The sequence below is a fragment of the Psychrobacter sp. GTC18467 genome (genome assembly GCF_055397455.1).
On the sequence record NZ_AP038920.1, the window covers coordinates 950,354 to 972,329 of the forward strand.

The following is a 21,976-nucleotide window of genomic DNA, read 5'->3' on the forward strand; positions in this document are numbered from 1 at the left end:
TTATGCCTGAATTGCCCGAAGTTGAAACCACCAAACACAGTCTTAAACCGCTACTTGGTCAAACCGTTGCTGCGGTTCAAGTTTTTCAGCCAAAACTGCGTTGGTCGGTTCCTGATGATTTGGCAAAACTGCAAGGTTATCAGCTGACACAGGTTCAAAGACGCGCCAAATATTTAATCTTAACATTTAGCAAAAAGGACGATAAGCCGTTAAAGCTACTGGCTCATTTAGGCATGTCTGGAAGCTTGCAGCAACACGTAACCAGTAGCGAGCCGCGCAAGCATGACCATATTATCATCAATTTTACCAGCCCTGAGGGCAAGCAAACGGCGCTACATTACCACGACCCGAGGCGTTTTGGAGCGGTGCTTTGGCATCACGATTATCAAGACAAATTGCTTGACCATCTTGGCGTTGAGCCCTTATCCGATGAGTTTCATGCTGACTACTTATATCAGACCATCCAAAAAACAAATTCGACGCTGAGCAATACCAAAAAACCGCGACCTATTACCAAGCCCATTAAAGCGGTCATCATGGAGCAGCAAGTGGTCGTTGGAGTTGGTAATATTTACGCCAGCGAAAGCTTATTTTTAACCCAAATCCATCCGCTAACCCCTGCAAATGAGCTTAGTTTTGAGCAAATTGCCCAATTAACCAAACAAATCAAAGTCATCTTACAGCGCGCTATCGAGCTTGGCGGCTCAACGCTGCGCGACTTTACCGTTGCCAGTGGTCAGACCGGCTATTTTCAGCAAACGCTTAATGTTTACGGCAACCAAGGCAAACCTTGCCCAACCTGTGGCACCACCCTTGAAAATATTAAGATTACCGGTCGCGCCAGTGTCTTTTGTCCAAGCTGTCAACCTTTGATTGAGCAAAAGCAACTTTAAATAAATCGACATTACTTGGTTTTTTTGGTTGCTAATCACGGGGCTTATTGCTTTAATAGGCAGTATATTCGATTGGTTTTATCTTCTATTACCTTTTTAAGGTTCAGTGAAACTCCAAGGTCATAAAAAGGTGCAAGTTGCGCTTTTTTAGCTTATTTTAATTTTAGGATTTTGTTATGACCCAATCAAAGCGCACGTTAATGACGAAGCTGACTAGTGCGGCTATCAGTATCAGTTTTATGGCAGTGATGGCTCAGCCTGCTGCGGCTGCCATTGAGATTGATGAAAATGACTTCGGTCCCTCTTATGGCACCATGATGGTAGATACCGTTGCCGGAAAGCCTTTACAGCTGCTCGCTGCGGTTGCCGGAACTGCCGCTTATGTGGTCAGTTTGCCGTTTTCTTTAGCCGCCGGAAACGCTGAACAAGCTCAGCAAAAACTGGTGGTTGAGCCTTGGGATGCCATGGGGCGCTGCCTTGGCTGCACTGTTGCTGAGGACAACTATTATAAATCCCAAGTGGTCGATAACAATACCGTTCGCATTGTGGTTGACCAGCCGTCGGAGATTTTGATTAACACCAATGATTATGTGGTGGTCACGCCTTAAGGTTTTTCTCAACCGTAATAAAAAAGGCTAACGATATCGTTAGCCTTTTTTAGCACTGAGCTAAGCCAAATTAAGCTTCTTTTTTACGATTGTGACGTTTGCGCTCACTTTCTGTCAAATAACGCTTACGCAGGCGAATTGATTTTGGCGTTACTTCTACCAACTCATCATCTTGAATAAATTCAAGCGCTTGCTCAAGGGTAAACTTGATGGCAGGCGTTAACGTCAACGCTTCATCAGTACCGCTAGCACGAACGTTGGTCAGCTGCTTAGCCGTGGTTGGGTTCACCACCATATCGTCATGGCGCGAGTTAAGCCCAACAATCATGCCCTCATAAACTTCAAGCTGCGGCTCTGCAAACAGTTTGCCGCGTTTTTGTAGGTTAAATAGCGCAAACCCTAAGCAAGTCCCATTGGCCATCGACACCAAGACGCCATTTGGTCGACCGCCAACATCACCGATTTTTTGTGGACCATAATGTGAAAAGCTTGAGGTCAAAATACCCGTTCCTGAGGTCAGCGTCATAAACTCAGAGCGAAAGCCAATCAAGCCGCGCGCTGGCATCACCGCTTCAATACGGATTCGACCTTTGCTGTCAAGCTCCATGTTGGTCATCTCACCTTTGCGCAGACCGATTTGCTCCATGATGCTACCTTGGTGCTCAGACTCCACATCAAAAATCACGTTTTCATACGGTTCATGCAGCTTGCCATCAACTTCTTTGACAATAACTTCAGGACCTGAAACGCCAAGCTCATAACCTTCACGGCGCATATTTTCAATCAGTACTGACAAATGCAATTCACCGCGACCTGAAACTTTAAACTTATCAGGAGATTCGGTATCTTCAACGCGCAAGGCAACGTTATGAATCAGTTCACGCTCTAAACGCTCACGAATATTGCGTGAGGTCACAAATTTACCTTCACGACCCGCAAAAGGTGAATTATTCACCTGAAAGTTCATAGAAACCGTTGGCTCATCGACGGTCAATGGCGGCAACGCCTCAACAGTATTAGGGTCACAAATGGTATCTGAGATATTCAGCGCATCAATACCGGTAATACAAACGATGTCACCGGCTTGCGCACTATCAACATCAATTCGCTCAAGACCGTGATAGCCCATGATTTTTAAAATGCGGCCGTTGCGCTTATTGCCTTCTTTATCCACCACAGTTACAGGCGTATTGGTTGAAATGCTGCCGCGCTGAATTCGACCAATACCGATAACGCCCACAAAGCTGTTGTAATCAAGGCTTGAGATTTGCATTCTAAATGGCGCGTCAACATCGACTTGAGGCGGCTCAACGACATCGACAATCGTTTCAAACAGCGGCGTCATTGTATCTGCCATCTCGTCAGGCGACAATCCGGCAATACCGTTCAGTGCTGAAGCATAAACCACCGGAAAGTCTAACTGCTCATCGGTTGCACCAAGATTGTCAAACAAATCAAAAACTTGATCCATCACCCAGTCTGTTCGCGCGCCGGGGCGATCAACCTTATTGATTACGACAATTGGTTTTAAGCCCTGCTCAAAGGCTTTTTGGGTAACAAAACGTGTTTGCGGCATCGGACCATCAACAGCATCAACGACCAACAAGACACAGTCAACCATCGACATGACCCGCTCAACTTCACCACCAAAATCGGCGTGACCAGGGGTGTCCACGATATTGATTCGATACTCGATGCCCTGCTTGGGATGTTGCCATTTAATCGCCGTATTTTTTGCAAGAATGGTAATCCCGCGCTCTTGCTCAATTGCTCCTGAGTCCATCGCACGCTCAGCAACATTTGCGCGATCATCAAAAGTTCCTGATTGATGCAGCAAGCTGTCAACCAAGGTCGTTTTACCATGATCAACGTGGGCAATAATTGCAATATTGCGCAAATGTTTGATATCGTTTGCCATATAAAATGCTCGTTTCGTCTTAAGAAAAATAATAATGGTCAGCGCCAGCTGATAGCATTGGGTAATAACAATCAGTTAACTTAAAAATTATGCAAGCACAATGCGTGCTGCCATCTTTTTAGAAAAACCATGATACGCGAATTTATCGTTTAGCGCGTCGTTGTCATTTCCTTGATAGGAAATAGGGTGTTAGGGCGGCTAGTATAGCATCAATTATAAAATTAATTTTAAATTAACTGTAAGAATTGAACTTCTAAATAAAAAAAGCCACCAATTTGGCAGCTTTTTTTGTAACTTAAAATGAGACTTACTAAAAAACTATGACTTATTGAACAACCATATCTTTAGTTTGGTCTACAGTAGTTGTTTTATCACCAGTGATGATCGCATAAACACGGCGGTTCATAGCGCGACCTTCTTCAGTGTTGTTGTCCGCGATTGGGCGGTCATAACCATAACCTACGGTTGATAAACGGTTTGGCTCGATACCAAATTCGTTGGTCAACATTGACTTCACAGCAACCGCACGGGCTTCTGACAAGCGTTGGTTGTAAGCAGCTGATGGACCAGTTTTTGAAGCGTGACCTTCAATTCGGGCTGCTGAGTTTGGATACTCACGCATTTTTTCAGCAACTTTGGCGATTTCAGGGCGGTATTGGTTTTTGATGGTTGACTTATCGTTGTCAAAGAAGACACGAAGTTCCATCTTAAGCTCATCGACAAGGTCAACTTGAAGTGGGCAACCATACTCGTCAACAACTACGTTCATTGGGGTGCCTGGGCAGCGATCGATGCTGTCTGGAACGCCGTCACCGTCTGAATCAACGTCAGTTTCAACTGGAATAACTTCAACGACTGGTGGCGTATCAACTTCAGGCTCTACTATTGGTGGAACTGCAACAGTTGGGGCTAAGTGACCACCAAGAACCACTTCTAAACCAGCAAGCGCTAAACCTTCCCACCAGTTTTGATCAAAGTTATGAATCGCACGAGCTTCACCACGAAGGCTTAAGGCGTCATTGATGCGGTACATCGCACCAAGACCTAAGTTACCGATGGTGTCGGTTGACTCAGAAACTTCAGATCCAGCGGGAATGTTAGAACCGGCTGGGAAAGCACTAGTTGCTGTATCTGATACATAAGCATCTTGGTTTTTTACTTTAATTTTTGATTGACCGGCACCAACCAATACATAGGGTTTGAACGCGCTATCAGTGTAACCAGTGAACTGCTCAGTACCGATTAAGAAGTTACCTGAGATCATACGCTGATCAACATCAAACTTAGATCCTGTATCATCGTTCATGCCATCAGTATTTGAAACGCCGTACTCTACTTGAAACTGAGTTGATGGGGTGATTTCGATACCAAGGGCGGCACCAGTATAAAGACCGTTCTCTTTATAAACACCGTTATTTTCGCCACTAATATTGGTACCTTCACCACTTTTGAATAGTTCACGCTGTTCATTATCAGCGCCTTCGCTGTAGTGATAGCCAAGTAGGATTGGGCTAACCGTAACGCCAGCTTGGGCTGCTAAAGGTGCAGCGGCGGCAGCAACTAAAGCCAAAGCAATTTTATTTAATTTCATGGACTTCCTCCAAAGGATAATTGACGTATTGAACAAAGCAATACTGTTTCCTAGATAATCTAAAACGAGACATCTTTTTTTAAGTTAACATTACAACAAAACCAATTACGAAGTAGCTTAGCGATTCTAAATTTAATTTACAACTTTTTTTGTAAGCTTGCTACACATTATTACACGATAGTGGCGTAACTAAAACACAATGCGGCAACTGAGTTACTAAGAATATACATGCCCCATTATTTATAGCTATCTCTTCACTCTTTAATGCCCTTTATGACACTATTGGTATTTTCTGTCCTAAAAAAGTTTAAGCACTATTGATTTTTATATCCAGATTTGACTATTAAAATCAATATTCCAAACTTTATTTGGCATTTTAAATCAATTTACAGTATATTGCTACTATAAACATTATTCTATTTAATCGCCGTCATATTATGTTACATATTATAGCGCGGTTTTAAACAAATTGCTTTTTTAAATTGTAATATTACGTCAATAAGATTACTAAGAGGTAACTTAACGTGAATCTTGGGTTATTCAATCTATCAAAAAGCCAAAATATTTCAAAGACTTACCATTCCAAATTATTTTTTAATATAAAAAATCAGCAAGGGCTGACCTTGATTGAACTGGTTATTAGTTTGACGATATTAGCAATTGTAATTAGTCTGGCTACTCCCTCAATTATCACTCAGCTCGCTGCGATGGAAGCAAAAAGAGTTCGTTCTGAGCTCACTAACACCTTAAATAAAGCAAAAGCCGAAAGTTTAATCCGCCATCAAAACATTTTTGTCTGTTTAATTGATGAGCAGCATCAGTGCAAAAAAGATGCTAATCATGCCTTATTAATGTTTATCGACAAGAATAACGATAATAAATACAGCGTAGGCGTTGATAAGCTATTAAGTGAAAGTCAACTTGGGCTTAAATACGCCACCGTTCACTTAAGAGCCGGCAACCGCGATTATACGCGGTTTTCTCGTGATTCTGGAAATCCACGCGGCTTTATGGGGCATATTAAATATTGCCCCAATAAGGCTTTTAAAAATAATAGCTATCAAGTGTCCTTTAATATGTCTGGGATTATTAAATTTAAACCAAACAGCCTATTTCCAAACGACTGCCCTTCTTAATAGCTGATTATTGTTTTAATAGCTGATGATTGTTTTTAATTTCATTACTTACCACTATGCATCGCTGCTTTCATCAGTACGACGGCTTGCGATAGCCCTTCAAAAATGGCGTCGCTAATCAGCGCATGACCAATGTTTAATTCATAAATCCCGTCAATTGCTGCAATTGCGCCAACGTTTTGTTGGGTTAAACCATGACCGGCGTTAATGAACAACTCAGGATTTGCGTTTTGCGCATATTGAACGGCGTCTTTAATCCGCTTAAGTTCTGCCTGCTCGCCCGCCATATCTTTTGCCAAGCCTTTTTCAGCGTAAGCTCCGGTGTGCAGTTCAATGGCATCGGCATTGCAAGTAACCGACGCGTCAATTTGCTCACGCTCAGGGTCAATAAAAAGCGATACTTTAATGCCGTGATTTTGCAATTGTTGCACGTAATCTTTGAGCATATCGACTTGACCTGCCACATTTAGACCGCCCTCAGTCGTCAATTCCTCACGTTTTTCAGGAACAAGACAAACCCAATACGGCTTTACCTGACAAGCAATACCAAGCATTTCTTCTGTCGCTGCCATTTCTAAATTTAGCCGCGTGGTGATATTTTCAGCAATCTCGTAAACATCATGGTCTTGAATATGACGGCGGTCTTCGCGTAAATGAATGGTGATGCCATCCGCGCCCGCTTTTTCGCAAATCTGCATGGCGCGAAGCGGGCTTGGATAATCCACGCCGCGAGCTTGGCGCAAGGTGGCTACGTGGTCAATATTAACGCCCAGTAAAGGTTTTTTACGGTCGGTTTGGTTTGAAATCGTCATAATCAGTCCTTTTGTCAAATCGCGATTCGCTTTAATTGTTGATTGCGATAAGTTTTTTGATAAATAGGTTGAAAGTCAATAAGAGTGAGCGCAATCTCTATCATAATGGCTTTTATAGATAAAGCAAATTATTGTTGGTAGCGCTGCTGCTGTTGCCAAAGTTTGCGGCTTTGCAGCGGCTTATGGTCGAGTAACTGGTCAATGAGTTGCCGGTATAATCGTGAAAAACTGCTTAGCGTTGCCTCAGTAATACCAAAAGTTGCCATATTTTGAATCTCAGAGCCGCTAAAAGCATTGGCAATCGTTCCTGATTGCTCGGTTGCAATTTGCGACTGATTGACGGCTAAAAACCCAGAATCGGGAACGAAACGGTAAATACTGTCCGCCGCAATAGCTGCTCCCAAATTATCTTCAGTTAACGAAATGACAAAGCCAAGCTGGATAAATAATTGCTGCTCAAAGCGGCGCAAACAAAGTCGCAGTTCGGTATTGGTTAACGGCTGTTTTAAGGTAGTAAGACTTTCCTCATAATGCTGCCAAAGATTGGGGGCGGCGTCTTCTTGCGGCAACAGGCGCCATAAAATCTCGTTTAAGTACAGTGCAGCATATTGGTTTTGACCGCTGATTTTTTGATAAGGGTTATTTTGGGTAGTTTTTAATTGAGGGTCATTCGGTGCAATCGTGATTTGGCTAAAGGTTTTTAGCTCGCGCTTACCGGTAGCAAACAGCTGCAAGGGTTCAAATAGCGGCGCGCCTTTTTTACCAACGCCGCTAATGATGCCGTGCTCTTTAGAAAACAAATAATAAAGTGCGCGCTTTTCTTGATAAGGGCGCTGATGCAGCAAATATCCGGTTAACGCTTCATTTCGCATCGCTTGCCCTTATTTTAAATGAATTAATATCCCAAGCTATTTAACGCACGCTCGTCATCTGACCAGCCGCGTTTGACTTTAACCCAAAGCGTGAGCATCACTTTTTTATCAAACAGCTGCTCCATATCGCGGCGAGCATCAATGCCAACTTGCTTGATTCGTTGACCTTTTTCACCAATGACGATGGCTTTTTGACCGCTGCGTTCCACAAAAATGGTCGCATCAATAAAGGTCATGGCTTTACGTGGTCGACCGGTTTTTGGGTCGAGGTGCGCCGGTTCATCTTTAAATTCATCAATTTGAACGGTTAAATCGTAAGGTACTTCGTCGCCTGCGCTGCGCATGATTTTTTCGCGAATAATTTCGCTGGCTAAAAAGCGCTCAGAACGGTCGGTAATTTGTTCGGTATCAAAAATCGGCTCGGCAACCGGAAGATGCGAGGCAATGACTTCCTCTAAGCGGTCAAGGTTTTGATTTTTTAGCGCTGAAACCGGAACGATATCAGCAAAGTCAAAGCTGTCGCTAAAGGTTTCAATCAATGGCAAAATTGCGCCTTTATCTTTAATGGTATCGGCTTTATTAATGACCAAAACAACGGTCAAATCAGTTTCGCCAAGCTTTTGCAAGGTCAATAAATCATCCTCGCGCCACTGATCAGAATCCACAACAAACAATACCAAATCGACATCAACAAGCGCTGAAAATGCCGCTTTATTCATCCGCTCATTAATGGCGCGGACTTCGTTTTGGTGAATTCCAGGGGTGTCAACAAAGACCGCTTGCATCTCGTCGGTCGATAAAATGCCGTGGATTCGGTGGCGCGTGGTTTGCGGTTTTCGCGAGGTAATGGACAGCTTTTGACCAAGCATATGGTTCATCAGCGTTGATTTACCAACGTTTGGTCTGCCAACAATCGCCACAAATCCGGCTTTGAAATCAGAGCTTTGAGCTTTATTTTCGCTATCGGCTGAAAAAAATGCGTCAATGGCGTCATTGTTTTCAGCAGCGGCGTTAGTGTTTGATTGGTTGTCGTCGAAATTATCTGGCTGGTTGCTCATAAAAAATCCTAGTTATTATCAATTTGGGCATCAAGCCATGAAATTAAGCGCGTTTTTTAGGGGTGCTTGGGAGTTTATGCAGCTGATTTATCATCAGTTCGGCGGCTTTTTGTTCCGCAATTCGCCGGCTTTCTCCTGATTCAACGATATCAGGGCAGCCGCTGATATTAACCTGACAGCGAACTATAAAAATTTGGTTAGGGGCGTTGCCTTGGGTTTCCATCAATTCATAATTGGGTAAATCAAGCTGCTTAGATTGCAGCCATTCTTGCAATCGACTTTTGGCATCTTTAAGCACTTTTTGGTCATTGACATTGTCAATCAAATCACCATACCACATCAACACGCAGCGTCTTGCGGTTTCTAAATCTTGGCTGTCTAAATAAATTGCGCCGATTAACGACTCAACCGCATCGGCTAAGATGGAGGCGCGATTGCGACCGCCGCCTTTACGCTCGCCAATGCCTAATATCAAATGATTGGACAATTCAAGCTGTTGCGCGATGGTAACGAGGGTTTCTTGACGAACGAGGGTGGCGCGCATTCGAGTCAGGCGACCTTCGTCTTGCAGGGGAAAGCGGTGATAAAGCGCCTCGCCAACAATCATCCCAAGCAAAGCGTCTCCTAAAAACTCAAGGCGCTCGTAGTTTTTTTTGCTGTCAAACGAGCGATGCGTCAAGGCAAGCTTGGGCAGCGCAGGATTAACAAACTCATAACCAAGCCCTCGACTTAGCACGCTAAGCCTTTGTAAAAACTCGGTGCTGACAGGCGGCATCTCCGACATCGCTTGATTGGTCATAGCGTTGGGCGCAGGCTTGGGTAAAATCGATTTCATGCTTGAGGTTAATAATCCCTTGGCTAGTTTGGCGACGGATTGACGCTCTCAATCTGCCACATGGTTAACTGAGGCGATTTATTCACTTGCGCCTTTTGGGGCAATATCGCCTTCAAATCGGGTTACAATGTCAATATTACCAAAAAAATTATTGGTTTTACTGTATTGCTTTTTAATGGCAAGTTGACCCGGTTTTTTACTGGTAAAAACAAACAGCTCTTCGGCTTTGGTATCGTAATTGGCATTAATCGCCAGCTGTTTGTTAACGCGCTCGGTAAATTGCTTTGCCGTTTGCTTATTGCTGTTGGCTTCTGCCAATTGCGCGCTTAAAATTTTGCTCAATTGATAATCACCAACTTGCGCCGGAACAATAGCAACAAATAGCTTTAATGCCACCGCAAAGGCAATCACAAAAAACATGATGCTGGTGACGCTGGCACCGCGCTGAGCGCGACTCGTTAAACCACACTTCATGACTCCCCCTTGTTAAACGCTAAATGGTTTTAAAAGCTAAGATCGTTATTTCTCATCTAATTATTTTTCATCTAATAATCAATCAATTTTTCCGTTGCGGCTAAAGCTTGGCAGATGCAGCCCAGGTGGTTTATGCATCCAAATATAAAACGCTTTTCCGGCTAAATTGTCATCGGGAACAAAGCCCCAAAACCTGCCATCGGCGCTGCGGTCGCGGTTGTCGCCCATGACGAAATACTGACCTTCAGGGACTTTGACTTGCCATTTGGTGCCGCCGGACTCGACCACCTCAGGCGAAATTGCTTGTAAAAATGGCGCATATTGCGAGCTGTTCATTCCACTTAAATAGCGGACTAAATGCTCGTGCTTGCCTTGCGTTTCTTGAAAATACTGAGCGTGGTTTTCTTCCTCGCGACCAAGCAGTTGCGCTTGTGACTCGCTAAGCACCTGCCCTGTACCAATGTCCCCTTTTGGGTACAATTGCGCGGTAAGCGCGGCATCGGCATCAAAATTAACCGGCGTGGTTTTGACTGGAACATTATTGATAGCAAGTTGACCTTGGTTATAACTGACAGTGTCACCCGGCAGCCCAATGACGCGCTTGATATAGTAAATATTGGGATTTTCTGGATAGCGAAACACCATCACATCGCCGTGCTCAGGATGACCGGTATCCAAGACCTTATTGTAGCTGAGCGGCAAACGAACGCCGTAAGCAAACTTATTCACCGCAATAAAATCGCCGGTATAAAGGGTTGGCACCATGGAGGAGGACGGAATATTAAACGGCTCAATCAAAAACGAACGCACAATTAACACGACCGCAAGAACGGGAAAAAAATCATAAGCCCAGCGCACCGGCAAGCTTTCTTTTCCGCGACCATAAGTGGCGCGCTGCTTTAGGCGAAGTTTATCCAGCAGCCAAATTGCCCCTAACACTAAGGTTAAGGGCACTAAAATCATGTTAAAGTCAAAATCCATAAACAGCGACCTTTAAGGCTTGGGTTATCCATTGTCCACTTGCAGCACTGCTAAGAAGGCTTCTTGCGGAATTTCCACGTTACCCACTTGCTTCATGCGCTTTTTGCCCTCTTTTTGCTTAGACAACAGCTTTTTCTTACGCGACACGTCGCCGCCATAACATTTTGCCAAGACGTCTTTACGCATGGCTTTGACCGTACTGCGACCGATGATTTGGCTGCCGATCGCTGCTTGAATTGCCACATCAAACATCTGCCTTGGTATCAGCTCTTTCATTTTGGTAACCAACTGATTACCACGGAAGCGAGCTTGGTCTTGGTGGCAAATCATAGCAAGGGCGTCGACTTTATCGCCATTGATGAGCACGTCAACTTTAACGAGTTTATCCTGTTGATAACGCTCAAAGCCATAATCAAGGGAGGCAAATCCGCGCGAAACCGACTTTAAGCGGTCAAAAAAGTCCATGACCACCTCGCCCATGGGGATATCAAAAACGAGCTGAACTTGTTTTCCCATAAAGCGCATGTCAACCTGAACGCCGCGGCGCTCGATACAAAGGGTCATGACGTTGCCCAAATAGTCCTGCGGAACTAAGATATGACAGCGGGCGATTGGCTCACGGAATGCTTCGATGTTGTTCGGCTCAGGCAATTTTGAGGGGTTATCAACGTAAATGACGTCGCCATTTTTTTTCTCAATTTCATAAATTACTGACGGCGCGGTGGTGATTAAATCCAAATCGTATTCACGCTCAAGCCGCTCTTGGATGATTTCCATGTGCAGCATTCCCAAAAAGCCGCAGCGAAATCCAAATCCTAGCGCGTCCGAGGTGTCCGGCTCAAAAAATAGCGCAGCGTCATTGATTTGCAGTTTTTGCAGCGCTTCACGGAATTTTTCAAAGTCGCTTGAATCGACAGGGAAAAGTCCGGCGTAAACCTGCGGCGTCACCTGTTTAAAGCCAGGAATACGCTCAACGTCTGGCGTCTTGGCGTGGGTGATGGTATCACCTACAGGCGCACCCGCAATGTCTTTGATTCCGGCAATAATAAAACCAACTTCGCCCGCCTCAAGCTTTCCAGTATCTAAAGGCTTTGGCGTAAAGACACCAATTGAGCTGACCAAATGCGACTCTTTGGTTGATTTAATATAAATTTTATCGCCAGCTTTTACCGAACCTTCACGGACGCGAACGAGCGACACCACACCCAAATAGTTATCAAACCATGAGTCAATAATCAAGGCTTGCAAAGGCGCATCACGGTCGCCAGTTGGCGCAGGAATCACCTCCACCAATCGTTCAAGTAATTCTTCGACACCAAGACCGGACTTTGCGGACACGCGCGGTGCATCAACGGCATCAATACCGATAATGTCCTCAATCTCTTGAATGACGCGCTCAGGCTCAACTTGCGGCAAGTCGATTTTGTTTAAAACCGCCATCACCTCAAGACCTTGGTCAACCGCCGTATAACAGTTGGCAACCGATTGCGCCTCAACGCCTTGCGCGGCATCAACGACCAATAGCGCGCCTTCACAAGCGGCAAGCGATCGCGACACTTCATAAGAAAAGTCCACGTGACCAGGGGTGTCAATGAAATTGAGCTGATAGCGCTCACCATTTGGATGGTCAAAATACAACGTGACCGATTGCGCCTTAATGGTGATACCGCGCTCGCGCTCAATGTCCATTGAATCAAGCACTTGCGCCTGCATTTCACGGTCTTGAAGCGCGCCGCACATTTGAATAAAGCGATCAGCAAGGGTCGATTTGCCATGATCAATGTGCGCAATAATAGAAAAATTACGGATATTAGCTAATGCAGTCACAAAGCGCCTACTAAAATAAAGGAAAATAAAAGGGTCAAGAAATGAAGCGTTAGGCGGTATTCTAGCAGTTTTAACGGATAAAGTAAGGCGATTTTCAAGTAAGCGCTTGATTTATCATCAAACGATAAGTCAGCGATTTTTAAAATGGCAAATCCTACTTTTGACATTGAAAACGGTGTTTTTTACCCTGACGCTTTTTTTGGACAAAAAAAAACCAACCTGTGACAGATTGGCATTTTTAAATTTGGTGGCGATGGAGAGACTTGAACTCTCGACCTCACGATTATGAGTCGTGCGCTCTAACCAGCTGAGCTACATCGCCTTTTAAGGCTCGGTATTATGCTAAAAGAAGTCGCTTTCGTCAACCCCTAATTCAGCAAATTTTTCAATCTGGGCTGAATTTATTCAAAATACCGCTAATTTTTTAAGAAAAATCAGAAAAAAAAGTCTTGGTAAACCGATAAGCCGGGTTCTGTCGAGGACGATCATTCATCTAGGCGCACAATCGCTTGTGCGCTCAAGCAACCTACCCGCATTGGACGCGGGCCGCGCCATCAATGCCTATTTGGTCTTGCTACGCGTGGAGTTTACCCTGCCGTAAGCTATTGCTAGCCACGCGGTGCGCTCTTACCGCACCCTTTCACCCTTACCTATTTATCTTGCGACTTATAGGCGGTCTGCTCTCTGCTGCACTGGTCGTCGGGTTGCCCCGCCCAGCCGTTAGCTGGCACGCTGCCCTTTGTAGCCCGGACTTTCCTCCCCCAACACACTGAAAATCAGCGGTCAGCAGCGATCGTCTGGTCTACCAAGCGCGCTAGTATAGCAAACTCTGCTCAGATTAAAAATAGGTTATGATAGAAAGTTTGCTGGTAAATTAAGCTTGTCTTGATGATCATCAACTTGGTTTAGCATCAGCCAATGGCAATCAGGAATGTGATTTTTTAAATAACGTTGCAAAAACTCTTGCGTACTTTGGCTGATATCGGCGTCATCGTCGTGAATGGTGTTATAAATAAGGCTATGAAGTTTGAGTCCGCGAGATTGAACGGCTTCGATGCTTAGCAAAGTATGATTAATGCTGCCAAGTCGCCCTGACGTCACTAAAATGACCGGATAACCTTGCTCGGCAATATAATCAAGCGTTAAGCAATCTTCCGTTATCGGAACGAGCAACCCACCTGCGCCTTCAAGGAGTACCACGTCAAAGTGATTTTGCAAAGTTTTAGTCGCTTGAGTAATATTATCGACATTTAATATGGCATTATCCATCGCGGCAGCTAAATGCGGGGACGCGGGTTTGCTAAAGCAATACGGGCAAGTTGTGCCATCAATGTCAAACTCATTGAGCGGAATTTGCATGAGTTCACGGTGAGTTAAAATATCGTCGCTAATAGCTTTTTGACCATTGACAGCGCCAACGCCGGTTTGAACCAATTTTTGGGTCATGACATTTATATTTTGCGCCATTAACGACCGCGCCAGCATTCCGGTTGCAATCGTTTTGCCAATGTCGGTATCAATTCCTGAAATAAAAATAACCATAGACTGCCTTTACTTTTTTATTTTTGGCTTAAATTCAAATATTCATCAAGTACGCCAAGCAAGCCTTGGCAAAGCGCTTTTAGTTCGTCATCGGTGATGACATAAGGCGGCATAATATAAACCAATTTGCCAAACGGTCGCACCCAAATGCCATGACGAACCAGCAACGATTGAAACCGCGCCATATCGACATTGTGGTCAAGCTCAACGACGGCAACGGCGCCCAAAACGCGAACGTCAACCACGTGCTGCCAATTTGCCGCAGCCGATAACTGCTCGCGCAATTGTGATTGCAATCTTGCCACGCGATTTTCAATATCGTAGCTTTGGATTAATTCAAGCGAGGCGATTGCCACCGCGCAAGCTAGCGGATTTCCCATAAAGGTGGGACCATGCATCAAGGCAGAGTTGGCGCTTTGGTGAATGGTATCAGCAATTTGGCGCGAACAAAGGGTTGCGGCAAAGCTTAAATAACCGCCCGTTAGTGCCTTACCAATCGTCATAATGTCCGGCAAAACCTGAGCGTGCTCGCAAGCAAACAGCCGACCGCTACGACCAAATCCGGTGGCGATTTCATCTAAAATAAGCAAAACTTTATATTCATCACAAAGCGCCCGCAACTGCTGCAAATACTCAGGACTATAAAAGCGCATCCCGCCTGCGCCTTGGATAATCGGCTCGATGATAAATCCGGCAAGGTTTTGATGATGGCGCTCAAAAAACGCGCTCAACTCATCACGCTCGCTAGCAGTCATTGAGCGCTCAAATCCTGCCGTAGGCGCAGTAACAAAATGCTGCAACGGCAACTGATTGCCATAAAGGCTATGCATCCCGCCAACAGGGTCGCAAACACTCATGGCGTGCCAAGTATCGCCAAAGTAACCGGAGCGCGTCGAGGCAAATTGATTTCTTTTTGGCTGACCTACAGCAATTTGATATTGCAGCGCCATTTTTAGCGCCACTTCCACCGCAATGCTGCCGCTATCGGCATAAAAAATCGCCTCAAGATTGCTTGGTACCATGTCAAGCAGCTTTTTGCCCAAGTCAATCGCTGGTTGATGGGTCAAGCCGCCAAACATCACATGAGCCATCTTTGCAAGCTGACCAGTCACCGCTTGATTCAGCTTGGGGTGATTGTAACCATGAACTGCTGCCCACCATGACGACATGCCATCAATCAGCTTCTCGCCATTTTTAGTAATCAAATAAACGCCTTCGGCTTTATCAATAACCATATTCGGATAGGCTGGCGGAATACTGGCGTACGGATGCCAAAGGTGGCGCGAGTCAAAATCACTGGTTGGATAGGGATTATTTTGAGTGAATGAAGTAGAAAAAATGGCGATATCCTTATCGTTATTATCTGTTAGCGGTTTTTTTTGATATGGCACATCTAAAATGACTACCGTTTTTAAAACCGCTCAACTGGTATAAATTTTTTTTGCTTGCTGCTCGCAAGCTCACAGAGGCGGCAAAAAATTCATCCCAGCATCGCTATGTTACTTTTAGGACGCTATATTTTTGGCTATATTACTGTCCCGTAATACGTTTATATTTTGCTAATAAATCGCCCTCAGACTCCACGTGATTGGGGTCTTTTGGGATGCAGTCGACAGGGCAAATCTCAACGCATTGCGGCTCGTCAAAATGACCGACGCACTCGGTGCATAAGTCCGGATTGATGACATAAATATCATCGCCCTCCGAGATGGCATCGTTTGGGCACGCCGGCTCGCAAACATCACAGTTGATGCACTCATCGGTAATCAATAGCGCCATAACCGCTCCTTTTAACCTTGATTTTTAGGACTTTTTACGCATTTTTTTAAAATTTAGCCAAGCTTTTTGGTAAAGGCATCTGCCACACAAGGCGGCACAAATTTATTCACATCGCCGCCAAGCTTGGCAATCTCGCGAATCATGGTGGAGGAAATAAACGAATAATTTTGCGCGGGCGTTAAAAATACCGCCTCAAAGTGCTCATCAAGCTCACGGTTCATGTTGGCAAGCTGAAATTCATATTCAAAATCGGACATCGCTCGCAAGCCGCGAAGCACTGCCGTAGCGCCATTTTCGCGCATAAAATCAACGAGCAAACCTTCGAAACCCACCACGGAAACTTGCGGAAATTCAGCAAAGACAGTCTTGACCAGTGCCACGCGCTCATCAAAGTCAAACAATGGCTTTTTATGGTGACCGGACGCCACGGCGATAACCACCTCGTCAAACAGCTTGATGGCCCGTTTTACCAAGTCCACATGACCATTGGTAATGGGGTCAAAGGTTCCAGGGTACAAGATTTTGGTCGGGGCGCGTGGCGGCAGTGATGAGGTCATAAGCGTTATCTAACTGATGGGATAGTAAAAATAAAAAAGCTAGCATTAAAAAACTGGAAATTTACCCTGACTATGCTAGCAAATTTTGCGGCAAGTTAACACCAATCTGCTACATTTGTCATTGCCTCTAGCATACCCTCGCCCCTTAAGATTTGCTACAATTGAGCCTCGACTTGGGGCAGGTTTTAGCAAATATTTTTCGTTTTGCTTCAAGGATTACGCACGATTATAGTGAAAAAAGATTATGGCAAAAAAAGCAAAAAAACCAGACAATCAAATTTGTGCTAATAAAAAAGCACGGCATGAGTATTATATCGAAGAAACTTTTGAGGCAGGGCTTGAGCTGCAAGGCTGGGAAGTTAAAGCCATTCGGGCGGGCAAAATGAGCATCACCGAAGCTTATATTATTTTTCGCAATAATGAAGCCTTTTTATTTGGCTCGCACATTCAGCCGCTGCTTTCAAGCTCAACCCATATCAGCCCCGACAGCATCCGAACGCGAAAGCTGCTGATGCACCGCCGCGAGATTGACAAGCTTATGGGCGCGGTTAACCAAAAAGGCTATGCTTGCGTGCCGCTGTCCTGCTATTGGAAAAACTCACGGGTGAAATGCCAAATCGCGCTGACCATTGGTAAAAAGCTTCATGATAAACGCAAAACCTTAAAAGAGCGCGATTGGGAACGCGATAAGCAGCGCGGCTTTAAACAGCATTTAAGCTAAATTTTTAGAGTTTTGGATAAAGAAAAACAAAAACGGATGGCAAACGTCATCCGTTTTTTTATTTTAACTGTTTTCTTTTTATAAGCTTTAAGCGCTAGTTTCCTTAGTAGCAATCACGGGCGCTTTGCGCAATTGCTTCACGCCATGGGCAATCAAAAACATAATCCCAAGCCAAATCAAGCCGTAACTTAATAGCATCTCACTTTCAAATGGATTTCCTAAAATGGTCACCGCAAGTAAAAACAGCAAGGCAGGCTCAATATAGCTCATCATGCCAAAGACGTTGACCGGTAAAATTCGGCTGGCTTCCAAATTGGTGCTCATGGCAAGAACGCTCAGCATCCCAAGACCAATCAACATAAAAATAAAAAAGCTTGATCCCGCAACCAGTGCCAAATTGCTTGGCGCAACAAACCATAAATATAGCAGCGCAAGCGGCGCAAATAAGGTTAAATCGACAAGCAATCCAGTGATGGCTTCAATTCCTTGAACGCGGCGCATGATGTAATAAATCGGATAGGTGCCGCAAACCCAAAGCGTCGCCCAAGACACGCTTTGCGTCCGGAAAATCTCGCTTGCCACCCCAAGCGCGGCAAATCCTACCGCAAGCCACTGCAACCGGCTTAGCTTTTCGCCAAATAAGACGCAGCCAAACACCACCATCATCAGCGGAAATAAAAAGTAGCCCATCGCTGTTTGAACGCCCTGACCGTTGACCGGCGCCCACATAAACAGCCAAAGCTGGCTTAAAAAAATCGGCGTTGGCAGCACGAGTAGCGCCCATTGTTTGATGCCGCCCAAGTTAGCAAGTTTATTTAAATGGTATTTCATTTTGCCCGTCAACAGCAAAAACGCCACCATTGCCGCCCACATCATCAGCATTCGCCAAATGAACACTTGCGTTCCGGACAATGGCTCAAGAAAGCTACTGTACGCATAAAGCACGCCAAATAAGACGTTGGATAGCACGGCAAGCGCCACGCCGCGAATGAGCGTTTGCTTGCTGCTCTCACTACTGGCAAACGGCGCAAAGTTGCGTTTTGCAGTTGGGGTTAAAGTTGACATTGAAGCGTCCTAAAAATGGTTAATCTTTTAAATAATACGGCTAGTTTAACGACTTTTTTTGCAAATATTTTTCTAAACAAACTCCTAAACAATTTTATTTTTCTAATTCCTAACTAAATAATTGTTTTTTTCTCAAAATTAATGATGATATGATAATAATTATAAAACTAAACTTAAAACCTTACAACTTATAAGGGAAAGCTTAGCTTAAAAATCATAAAGAATTTAAGGAAAAATGATGCTTGATGATACTGATAAAGCGATTTTAAATCTGCTGCAAGATGATGCGACGTTACCGCTTAAAACGATTGCTGAGCGCGTTCATGTGTCGGTTGCCACAGCGCAGCGGCGAATTCAAGCCCTGACCGATAGCGGCGTGATAACGCGGCAAGTGGCGATTGTTGACCCTAATAAGGTAGGGTTTGGGTTGACGGCAATTGTGATGATTGAAATGGAGCGCTCAAATACGCCGATGCAGCACCGCTTTGAGCGCTTAATGAACGCGCAGCCGCGGGTGATGAGCTGCTATGAGGTGTCAGGCGATGTGGATTTTATGCTGCTGGTCAGCGCCAAAAACATGAGCGATTATCATGAATTTACCCGTAATATGTTCACTTACGAAAATAACGTTCGCAATTTTAAAAGCCAGTTTGTGATGAACTTTACCAAAAGCGGCACAAAGATTATGCTGGATTAATCTTTACTCAAGCATAATTTATTGTGCTATCAATCACTTAACTTAAGATTAAAGCAATTTTCAGGGTTACCTTAAGCGCTTTTCATGATAAGATGAGCGCCTTTTTATCCTGCCAATTTGCTCAAAGGTTGCCCCATGTCTGCTGATACCATCGCCCAATCCGCCTTTAAACACGGCACCAAGCCGCTTTATGATTACGACAAGCATTGGGCAAGCTGCTTTGAGCCGGCACCCTTTTTGCCAATGAGCCGCGCTGAGATGGACGAGCTTGGTTGGGATGCTTGCGATGTGATTATCATTTCAGGCGATGCTTATGTGGATCATCCAAGCTTTGGTATGGCGATTATCGGCAGGCTTCTTGAGGCGCAAGGCTTTCGCGTTGGCATTATTGCTCAGCCAGATTGGAGCAGCAAAGAGGCGTTTATGGCACTTGGCAAGCCGGTTTATGCCTTTGGGGTCACCGCGGGCAACATGGACAGCATGATTAACCGCTATACCGCCGACCGCAAAATCCGCAGCGATGATGCGTACTCACCGGGCAATATTGCAGGATTTCGTCCCGACCGCGCGGCGATTGTCTATAGTCAGCGCTGCCGCGAGGCGTATTCGGACGTTCCAGTGATTTTAGGCGGGATTGAGGGCAGCCTGCGCCGGATTGCCCATTATGACTACTGGTCGGATAAAGTTCGCCGCAGTATTTTAATGGATTCGCGCGCCGATATTTTGCTTTATGGCAATGCTGAGCGCGCGATTGTCGACGTGGTTCACGGCTTATCCAAAGGCTATAGCTTTGAGCAAATGAGCAAAATCCGCGGAACGGCGTATTTATCGACCCAAAACCGCCGCCACTGGCAAGACGATATGATTGAGGTGGCAAGTAACGACGTGGACACCATCGGTCGCGTTGACCCGATTATCAACCCGTACGTCATGACTGAAGACGTTGACAGTTGTCAAATTGAGCAAGATAAAGAAAACTCAATGTCAGGGCAATATCCGGGCTTTGTTGCTGAAAAAGTGAGCAATAAAATCTTAAACGCCGATGCCGTGAACGATGATATTCAAATCGTTCAGTTTAAAAATAAGCCAAAAACCGCGCTGAAACACACCTTAAAATTGCCAAGCCGTGACAAAACGGTCATTCGCTTGCCGGACTTTGAAGCGGTTAAAGCCGACCCGGTGCTTTATGCTCACGCCAACCGCATTTTGCATTTAGAAACCAATCCTGGCAACGCTCGCGCCCTTGTTCAGCGTCATGGTTCAGGCGCAAGTGAAATTGACGTTTGGCTCAATCCGCCGCCGATTCCGCTCTCAACCGAAGAGATGGATTACGTCTTTGATTTGCCTTACGCAAGGCTGCCGCACCCTGATTATGGTGACGCTCGAATTCCGGCGTTTGATATGATCAAATTTTCGGTCAATATCATGCGCGGCTGTTTTGGCGGTTGTACGTTTTGCTCCATCACCGAGCACGAAGGTCGAATTATCCAAAACCGCTCGCATGACTCGATTTTGCGCGAAGTGGAAGCCATCCGCGACACTGCCCCCAACTTTACCGGAATTATTTCCGACCTTGGGGGACCTACGGCAAATATGTATCGGCTGAACTGTAAAGATGAAACTATTGAAAAAAATTGCCGAAAGCCGTCTTGCGTTTATCCTGACGTTTGCGACAATTTGCTGACCGACCACAGCTCATTGACTCAGCTTTATCGCCGCGCCCGCGATATCAAAGGCGTGAAAAAAATCCTCATTGCTTCAGGACTGCGCTATGATTTGGCGGTTAAAGACCCCGAATACGTCAAAGAACTGGTCACCCACCACGTCGGCGGCTACCTAAAAATCGCCCCTGAGCACTCCGAGGACAACGTTTTATCCAAAATGATGAAACCTGGCATGGGAACTTATGACGCCTTTAAAGCCATGTTTGAACGCTTCAGCCAAGAGGCCGGCAAAGAGCAGTACCTCATTCCCTACTTTATCGCCGCCCACCCTGGAACGACCGACGAGGACATGATGAACTTGGCGATTTGGCTTAAGCGTCACGGCTACCGCGCCGACCAAGTCCAAGCGTTTTACCCAAGCCCAATGGCAACCGCCACCGCCATGTATCACTCGCACAAAGACCCCTTGCACAAAGTCAACCGCGACGGCGGCGACGTTACCATCGTCAAATCTGGAAAACAGCGTAGGCTTCACAAAGCCTTTTTGCGTTATCACGACCCCAAAAACTGGGCAATGCTGCGAAAAGCCTTGCAAGATATGGGGCGCGGTGACTTGATTGGCAAGCATCGCAGCTGCTTAATCCCGCCATTTAACCCGCAGCTTGAAGGTCGCGATGGCGAAGCCGCAAGCTACCAATCGGCGCGCAAAAAGAACAGCCGCGTGGGTAACGATTCCGTCAAACGCCAAGCCAACGGTAAAAATGGTCAAAGTAGCACTCAAAAAGCCGCTCAAAATAAAACGGCGAAAAAACAACCAAAAAAAGGCAACTTTCAAACTCAGCATACCGGTTTGCCACCAAGACGCGCCAAATAAAATATAATCTACTAATATAAAAGCTTTGCAAAATTAACCCTTTTGCAAGGCTTATAAAAGCACAATTGAAAC

General features: G+C 45.3%; 20 protein-coding genes, 1 tRNA gene and 1 other RNA gene. 6 read left to right on the plus strand and 16 right to left on the minus strand.

What is annotated here, in order from left to right; all coding sequences use genetic code 11:
• The first annotated feature begins 2 nt into the window (after positions 1 to 2).
• Both mutM and ACZ5XY_RS04015 read left to right on the plus strand, forming a co-directional pair.
• The gene (gene mutM / locus ACZ5XY_RS04010; RefSeq protein ID WP_464743137.1) at positions 3 to 893 is read left to right on the plus strand and encodes a bifunctional DNA-formamidopyrimidine glycosylase/DNA-(apurinic or apyrimidinic site) lyase; all 891 of its coding nucleotides are present in this window, start codon (positions 3 to 5) and stop codon (positions 891 to 893) included.
• A 176-nt stretch (positions 894 to 1,069) separates the two neighbouring features.
• The gene (locus ACZ5XY_RS04015) at positions 1,070 to 1,501 is read left to right on the plus strand and encodes a hypothetical protein (protein ID WP_464743138.1); all 432 of its coding nucleotides are present in this window, start codon (positions 1,070 to 1,072) and stop codon (positions 1,499 to 1,501) included.
• A 70-nt stretch (positions 1,502 to 1,571) separates the two neighbouring features.
• On the opposite strand, the gene typA is transcribed toward ACZ5XY_RS04015, so the two are convergent.
• Together typA and ACZ5XY_RS04025 are read right to left on the minus strand one after the other, a co-directional pair.
• Positions 1,572 to 3,419 (minus strand): translational GTPase TypA, encoded by a 1,848-nt coding sequence (gene typA / locus ACZ5XY_RS04020; protein ID WP_464743139.1) that lies wholly within the window; start codon positions 3,417 to 3,419, stop codon positions 1,572 to 1,574.
• 325 nt (positions 3,420 to 3,744) lie between these two features.
• The gene (locus ACZ5XY_RS04025) at positions 3,745 to 5,010 is read right to left on the minus strand and encodes an OmpA family protein (RefSeq protein ID WP_464743140.1); all 1,266 of its coding nucleotides are present in this window, start codon (positions 5,008 to 5,010) and stop codon (positions 3,745 to 3,747) included.
• A 524-nt stretch (positions 5,011 to 5,534) separates the two neighbouring features.
• Between ACZ5XY_RS04025 and ACZ5XY_RS04030 the strand changes: the two genes are divergently transcribed.
• Positions 5,535 to 6,146: a pilus assembly FimT family protein gene (locus ACZ5XY_RS04030; RefSeq protein WP_464743141.1), complete on the plus strand. Its 612-nt coding sequence runs from the start codon at positions 5,535 to 5,537 to the stop codon at positions 6,144 to 6,146.
• Positions 6,147 to 6,190: 44 nt separating this feature from the next.
• Here ACZ5XY_RS04030 and pdxJ read toward each other — a convergent pair whose 3' ends face one another.
• From pdxJ to coaD, 13 genes are all read right to left on the minus strand, one after another.
• The gene (gene pdxJ, locus ACZ5XY_RS04035) at positions 6,191 to 6,958 is read right to left on the minus strand and encodes a pyridoxine 5'-phosphate synthase (RefSeq protein WP_464743142.1); all 768 of its coding nucleotides are present in this window, start codon (positions 6,956 to 6,958) and stop codon (positions 6,191 to 6,193) included.
• A 128-nt stretch (positions 6,959 to 7,086) separates the two neighbouring features.
• Entirely contained in the window at positions 7,087 to 7,830 is a 744-nt protein-coding gene (recO, locus tag ACZ5XY_RS04040) for a DNA repair protein RecO (RefSeq protein ID WP_464743143.1), read from the minus strand.
• A gap of 23 nt (positions 7,831 to 7,853) precedes the next feature.
• Positions 7,854 to 8,888, minus strand: a complete 1,035-nt coding sequence (era, locus tag ACZ5XY_RS04045) for a GTPase Era (RefSeq protein ID WP_464743144.1) — start codon at positions 8,886 to 8,888, stop codon at positions 7,854 to 7,856.
• Between the two features lie 43 nt (positions 8,889 to 8,931).
• Entirely contained in the window at positions 8,932 to 9,687 is a 756-nt protein-coding gene (rnc, locus tag ACZ5XY_RS04050) for a ribonuclease III (protein ID WP_464743735.1), read from the minus strand.
• A 114-nt stretch (positions 9,688 to 9,801) separates the two neighbouring features.
• Complete coding sequence (locus ACZ5XY_RS04055) at positions 9,802 to 10,197, minus strand: DUF4845 domain-containing protein (protein WP_464743145.1); 396 nt, start codon at positions 10,195 to 10,197, stop codon at positions 9,802 to 9,804.
• A gap of 78 nt (positions 10,198 to 10,275) precedes the next feature.
• Positions 10,276 to 11,178 (minus strand): signal peptidase I, encoded by a 903-nt coding sequence (gene lepB, locus ACZ5XY_RS04060; protein WP_464743146.1) that lies wholly within the window; start codon positions 11,176 to 11,178, stop codon positions 10,276 to 10,278.
• 24 nt (positions 11,179 to 11,202) lie between these two features.
• Positions 11,203 to 13,005 (minus strand): translation elongation factor 4, encoded by a 1,803-nt coding sequence (gene lepA, locus ACZ5XY_RS04065; protein ID WP_464743147.1) that lies wholly within the window; start codon positions 13,003 to 13,005, stop codon positions 11,203 to 11,205.
• Positions 13,006 to 13,250: 245 nt separating this feature from the next.
• Positions 13,251 to 13,327 (minus strand) — tRNA-Met (locus ACZ5XY_RS04070).
• Positions 13,328 to 13,450: 123 nt separating this feature from the next.
• Positions 13,451 to 13,814: RNase P RNA component class A (gene rnpB, locus ACZ5XY_RS04075), an RNA gene on the minus strand.
• A gap of 40 nt (positions 13,815 to 13,854) precedes the next feature.
• A complete protein-coding gene (bioD, locus tag ACZ5XY_RS04080) occupies positions 13,855 to 14,547 on the minus strand; it encodes a dethiobiotin synthase (protein WP_464743148.1) in 693 nt (230 codons plus the stop codon).
• Positions 14,548 to 14,564: 17 nt separating this feature from the next.
• Complete coding sequence (gene bioA / locus ACZ5XY_RS04085) at positions 14,565 to 15,887, minus strand: adenosylmethionine--8-amino-7-oxononanoate transaminase (RefSeq protein ID WP_464743737.1); 1,323 nt, start codon at positions 15,885 to 15,887, stop codon at positions 14,565 to 14,567.
• A gap of 190 nt (positions 15,888 to 16,077) precedes the next feature.
• Positions 16,078 to 16,326 (minus strand): YfhL family 4Fe-4S dicluster ferredoxin, encoded by a 249-nt coding sequence (locus tag ACZ5XY_RS04090; RefSeq protein WP_464743149.1) that lies wholly within the window; start codon positions 16,324 to 16,326, stop codon positions 16,078 to 16,080.
• A 53-nt stretch (positions 16,327 to 16,379) separates the two neighbouring features.
• Complete coding sequence (gene coaD / locus ACZ5XY_RS04095) at positions 16,380 to 16,883, minus strand: pantetheine-phosphate adenylyltransferase (RefSeq protein WP_464743150.1); 504 nt, start codon at positions 16,881 to 16,883, stop codon at positions 16,380 to 16,382.
• A 244-nt stretch (positions 16,884 to 17,127) separates the two neighbouring features.
• Here coaD and smpB point away from each other — a divergent pair, with 244 nt between their 5' ends.
• Positions 17,128 to 17,604 carry an SsrA-binding protein SmpB gene (gene smpB / locus ACZ5XY_RS04100; RefSeq protein ID WP_464743151.1) on the plus strand — a complete coding sequence of 159 codons (477 nt, stop codon included), beginning with the start codon at positions 17,128 to 17,130 and terminating at the stop codon, positions 17,602 to 17,604.
• An 87-nt stretch (positions 17,605 to 17,691) separates the two neighbouring features.
• Here the strand turns inward: smpB and rarD are convergent, their stop codons facing one another.
• Positions 17,692 to 18,669 carry an EamA family transporter RarD gene (rarD, locus tag ACZ5XY_RS04105; RefSeq protein ID WP_464743152.1) on the minus strand — a complete coding sequence of 326 codons (978 nt, stop codon included), beginning with the start codon at positions 18,667 to 18,669 and terminating at the stop codon, positions 17,692 to 17,694.
• A 238-nt stretch (positions 18,670 to 18,907) separates the two neighbouring features.
• Between rarD and ACZ5XY_RS04110 the strand changes: the two genes are divergently transcribed.
• Complete coding sequence (locus ACZ5XY_RS04110; RefSeq protein WP_464743153.1) at positions 18,908 to 19,366, plus strand: Lrp/AsnC family transcriptional regulator; 459 nt, start codon at positions 18,908 to 18,910, stop codon at positions 19,364 to 19,366.
• 135 nt (positions 19,367 to 19,501) lie between these two features.
• Entirely contained in the window at positions 19,502 to 21,904 is a 2,403-nt protein-coding gene (locus tag ACZ5XY_RS04115) for a YgiQ family radical SAM protein (protein ID WP_464743154.1), read from the plus strand.
• The last annotated feature ends 72 nt before the right edge of the window (positions 21,905 to 21,976 follow it).

Excerpts from the sequence above, each read along its gene's own strand:
- typA (WP_464743139.1), bottom strand. The coding sequence starts at position 3,419 with ATGGCAAACGATATCAAACATTTGCGCAATATTGCAATTATTGCCCAC.
- ACZ5XY_RS04090 (WP_464743149.1), bottom strand. The coding sequence starts at position 16,326 with ATGGCGCTATTGATTACCGATGAGTGCATCAACTGTGATGTTTGCGAG.
- bioD (WP_464743148.1), bottom strand. The coding sequence starts at position 14,547 with ATGGTTATTTTTATTTCAGGAATTGATACCGACATTGGCAAAACGATT.
- pdxJ (WP_464743142.1), bottom strand. The coding sequence starts at position 6,958 with ATGACGATTTCAAACCAAACCGACCGTAAAAAACCTTTACTGGGCGTT.
- era (WP_464743144.1), bottom strand. The coding sequence starts at position 8,888 with ATGAGCAACCAGCCAGATAATTTCGACGACAACCAATCAAACACTAAC.
- ACZ5XY_RS04110 (WP_464743153.1), top strand. The coding sequence starts at position 18,908 with ATGCTTGATGATACTGATAAAGCGATTTTAAATCTGCTGCAAGATGAT.
- coaD (WP_464743150.1), bottom strand. The coding sequence starts at position 16,883 with ATGACCTCATCACTGCCGCCACGCGCCCCGACCAAAATCTTGTACCCT.
- ACZ5XY_RS04055 (WP_464743145.1), bottom strand. The coding sequence starts at position 10,197 with ATGAAGTGTGGTTTAACGAGTCGCGCTCAGCGCGGTGCCAGCGTCACC.
- ACZ5XY_RS04015 (WP_464743138.1), top strand. The coding sequence starts at position 1,070 with ATGACCCAATCAAAGCGCACGTTAATGACGAAGCTGACTAGTGCGGCT.
- rarD (WP_464743152.1), bottom strand. The coding sequence starts at position 18,669 with ATGTCAACTTTAACCCCAACTGCAAAACGCAACTTTGCGCCGTTTGCC.
- recO (WP_464743143.1), bottom strand. The coding sequence starts at position 7,830 with ATGCGAAATGAAGCGTTAACCGGATATTTGCTGCATCAGCGCCCTTAT.
- ACZ5XY_RS04115 (WP_464743154.1), top strand. The coding sequence starts at position 19,502 with ATGTCTGCTGATACCATCGCCCAATCCGCCTTTAAACACGGCACCAAG.
- smpB (WP_464743151.1), top strand. The coding sequence starts at position 17,128 with ATGGCAAAAAAAGCAAAAAAACCAGACAATCAAATTTGTGCTAATAAA.
- rnc (WP_464743735.1), bottom strand. The coding sequence starts at position 9,687 with ATGACCAATCAAGCGATGTCGGAGATGCCGCCTGTCAGCACCGAGTTT.
- lepB (WP_464743146.1), bottom strand. The coding sequence starts at position 11,178 with ATGGATTTTGACTTTAACATGATTTTAGTGCCCTTAACCTTAGTGTTA.
- ACZ5XY_RS04025 (WP_464743140.1), bottom strand. The coding sequence starts at position 5,010 with ATGAAATTAAATAAAATTGCTTTGGCTTTAGTTGCTGCCGCCGCTGCA.
- mutM (WP_464743137.1), top strand. The coding sequence starts at position 3 with ATGCCTGAATTGCCCGAAGTTGAAACCACCAAACACAGTCTTAAACCG.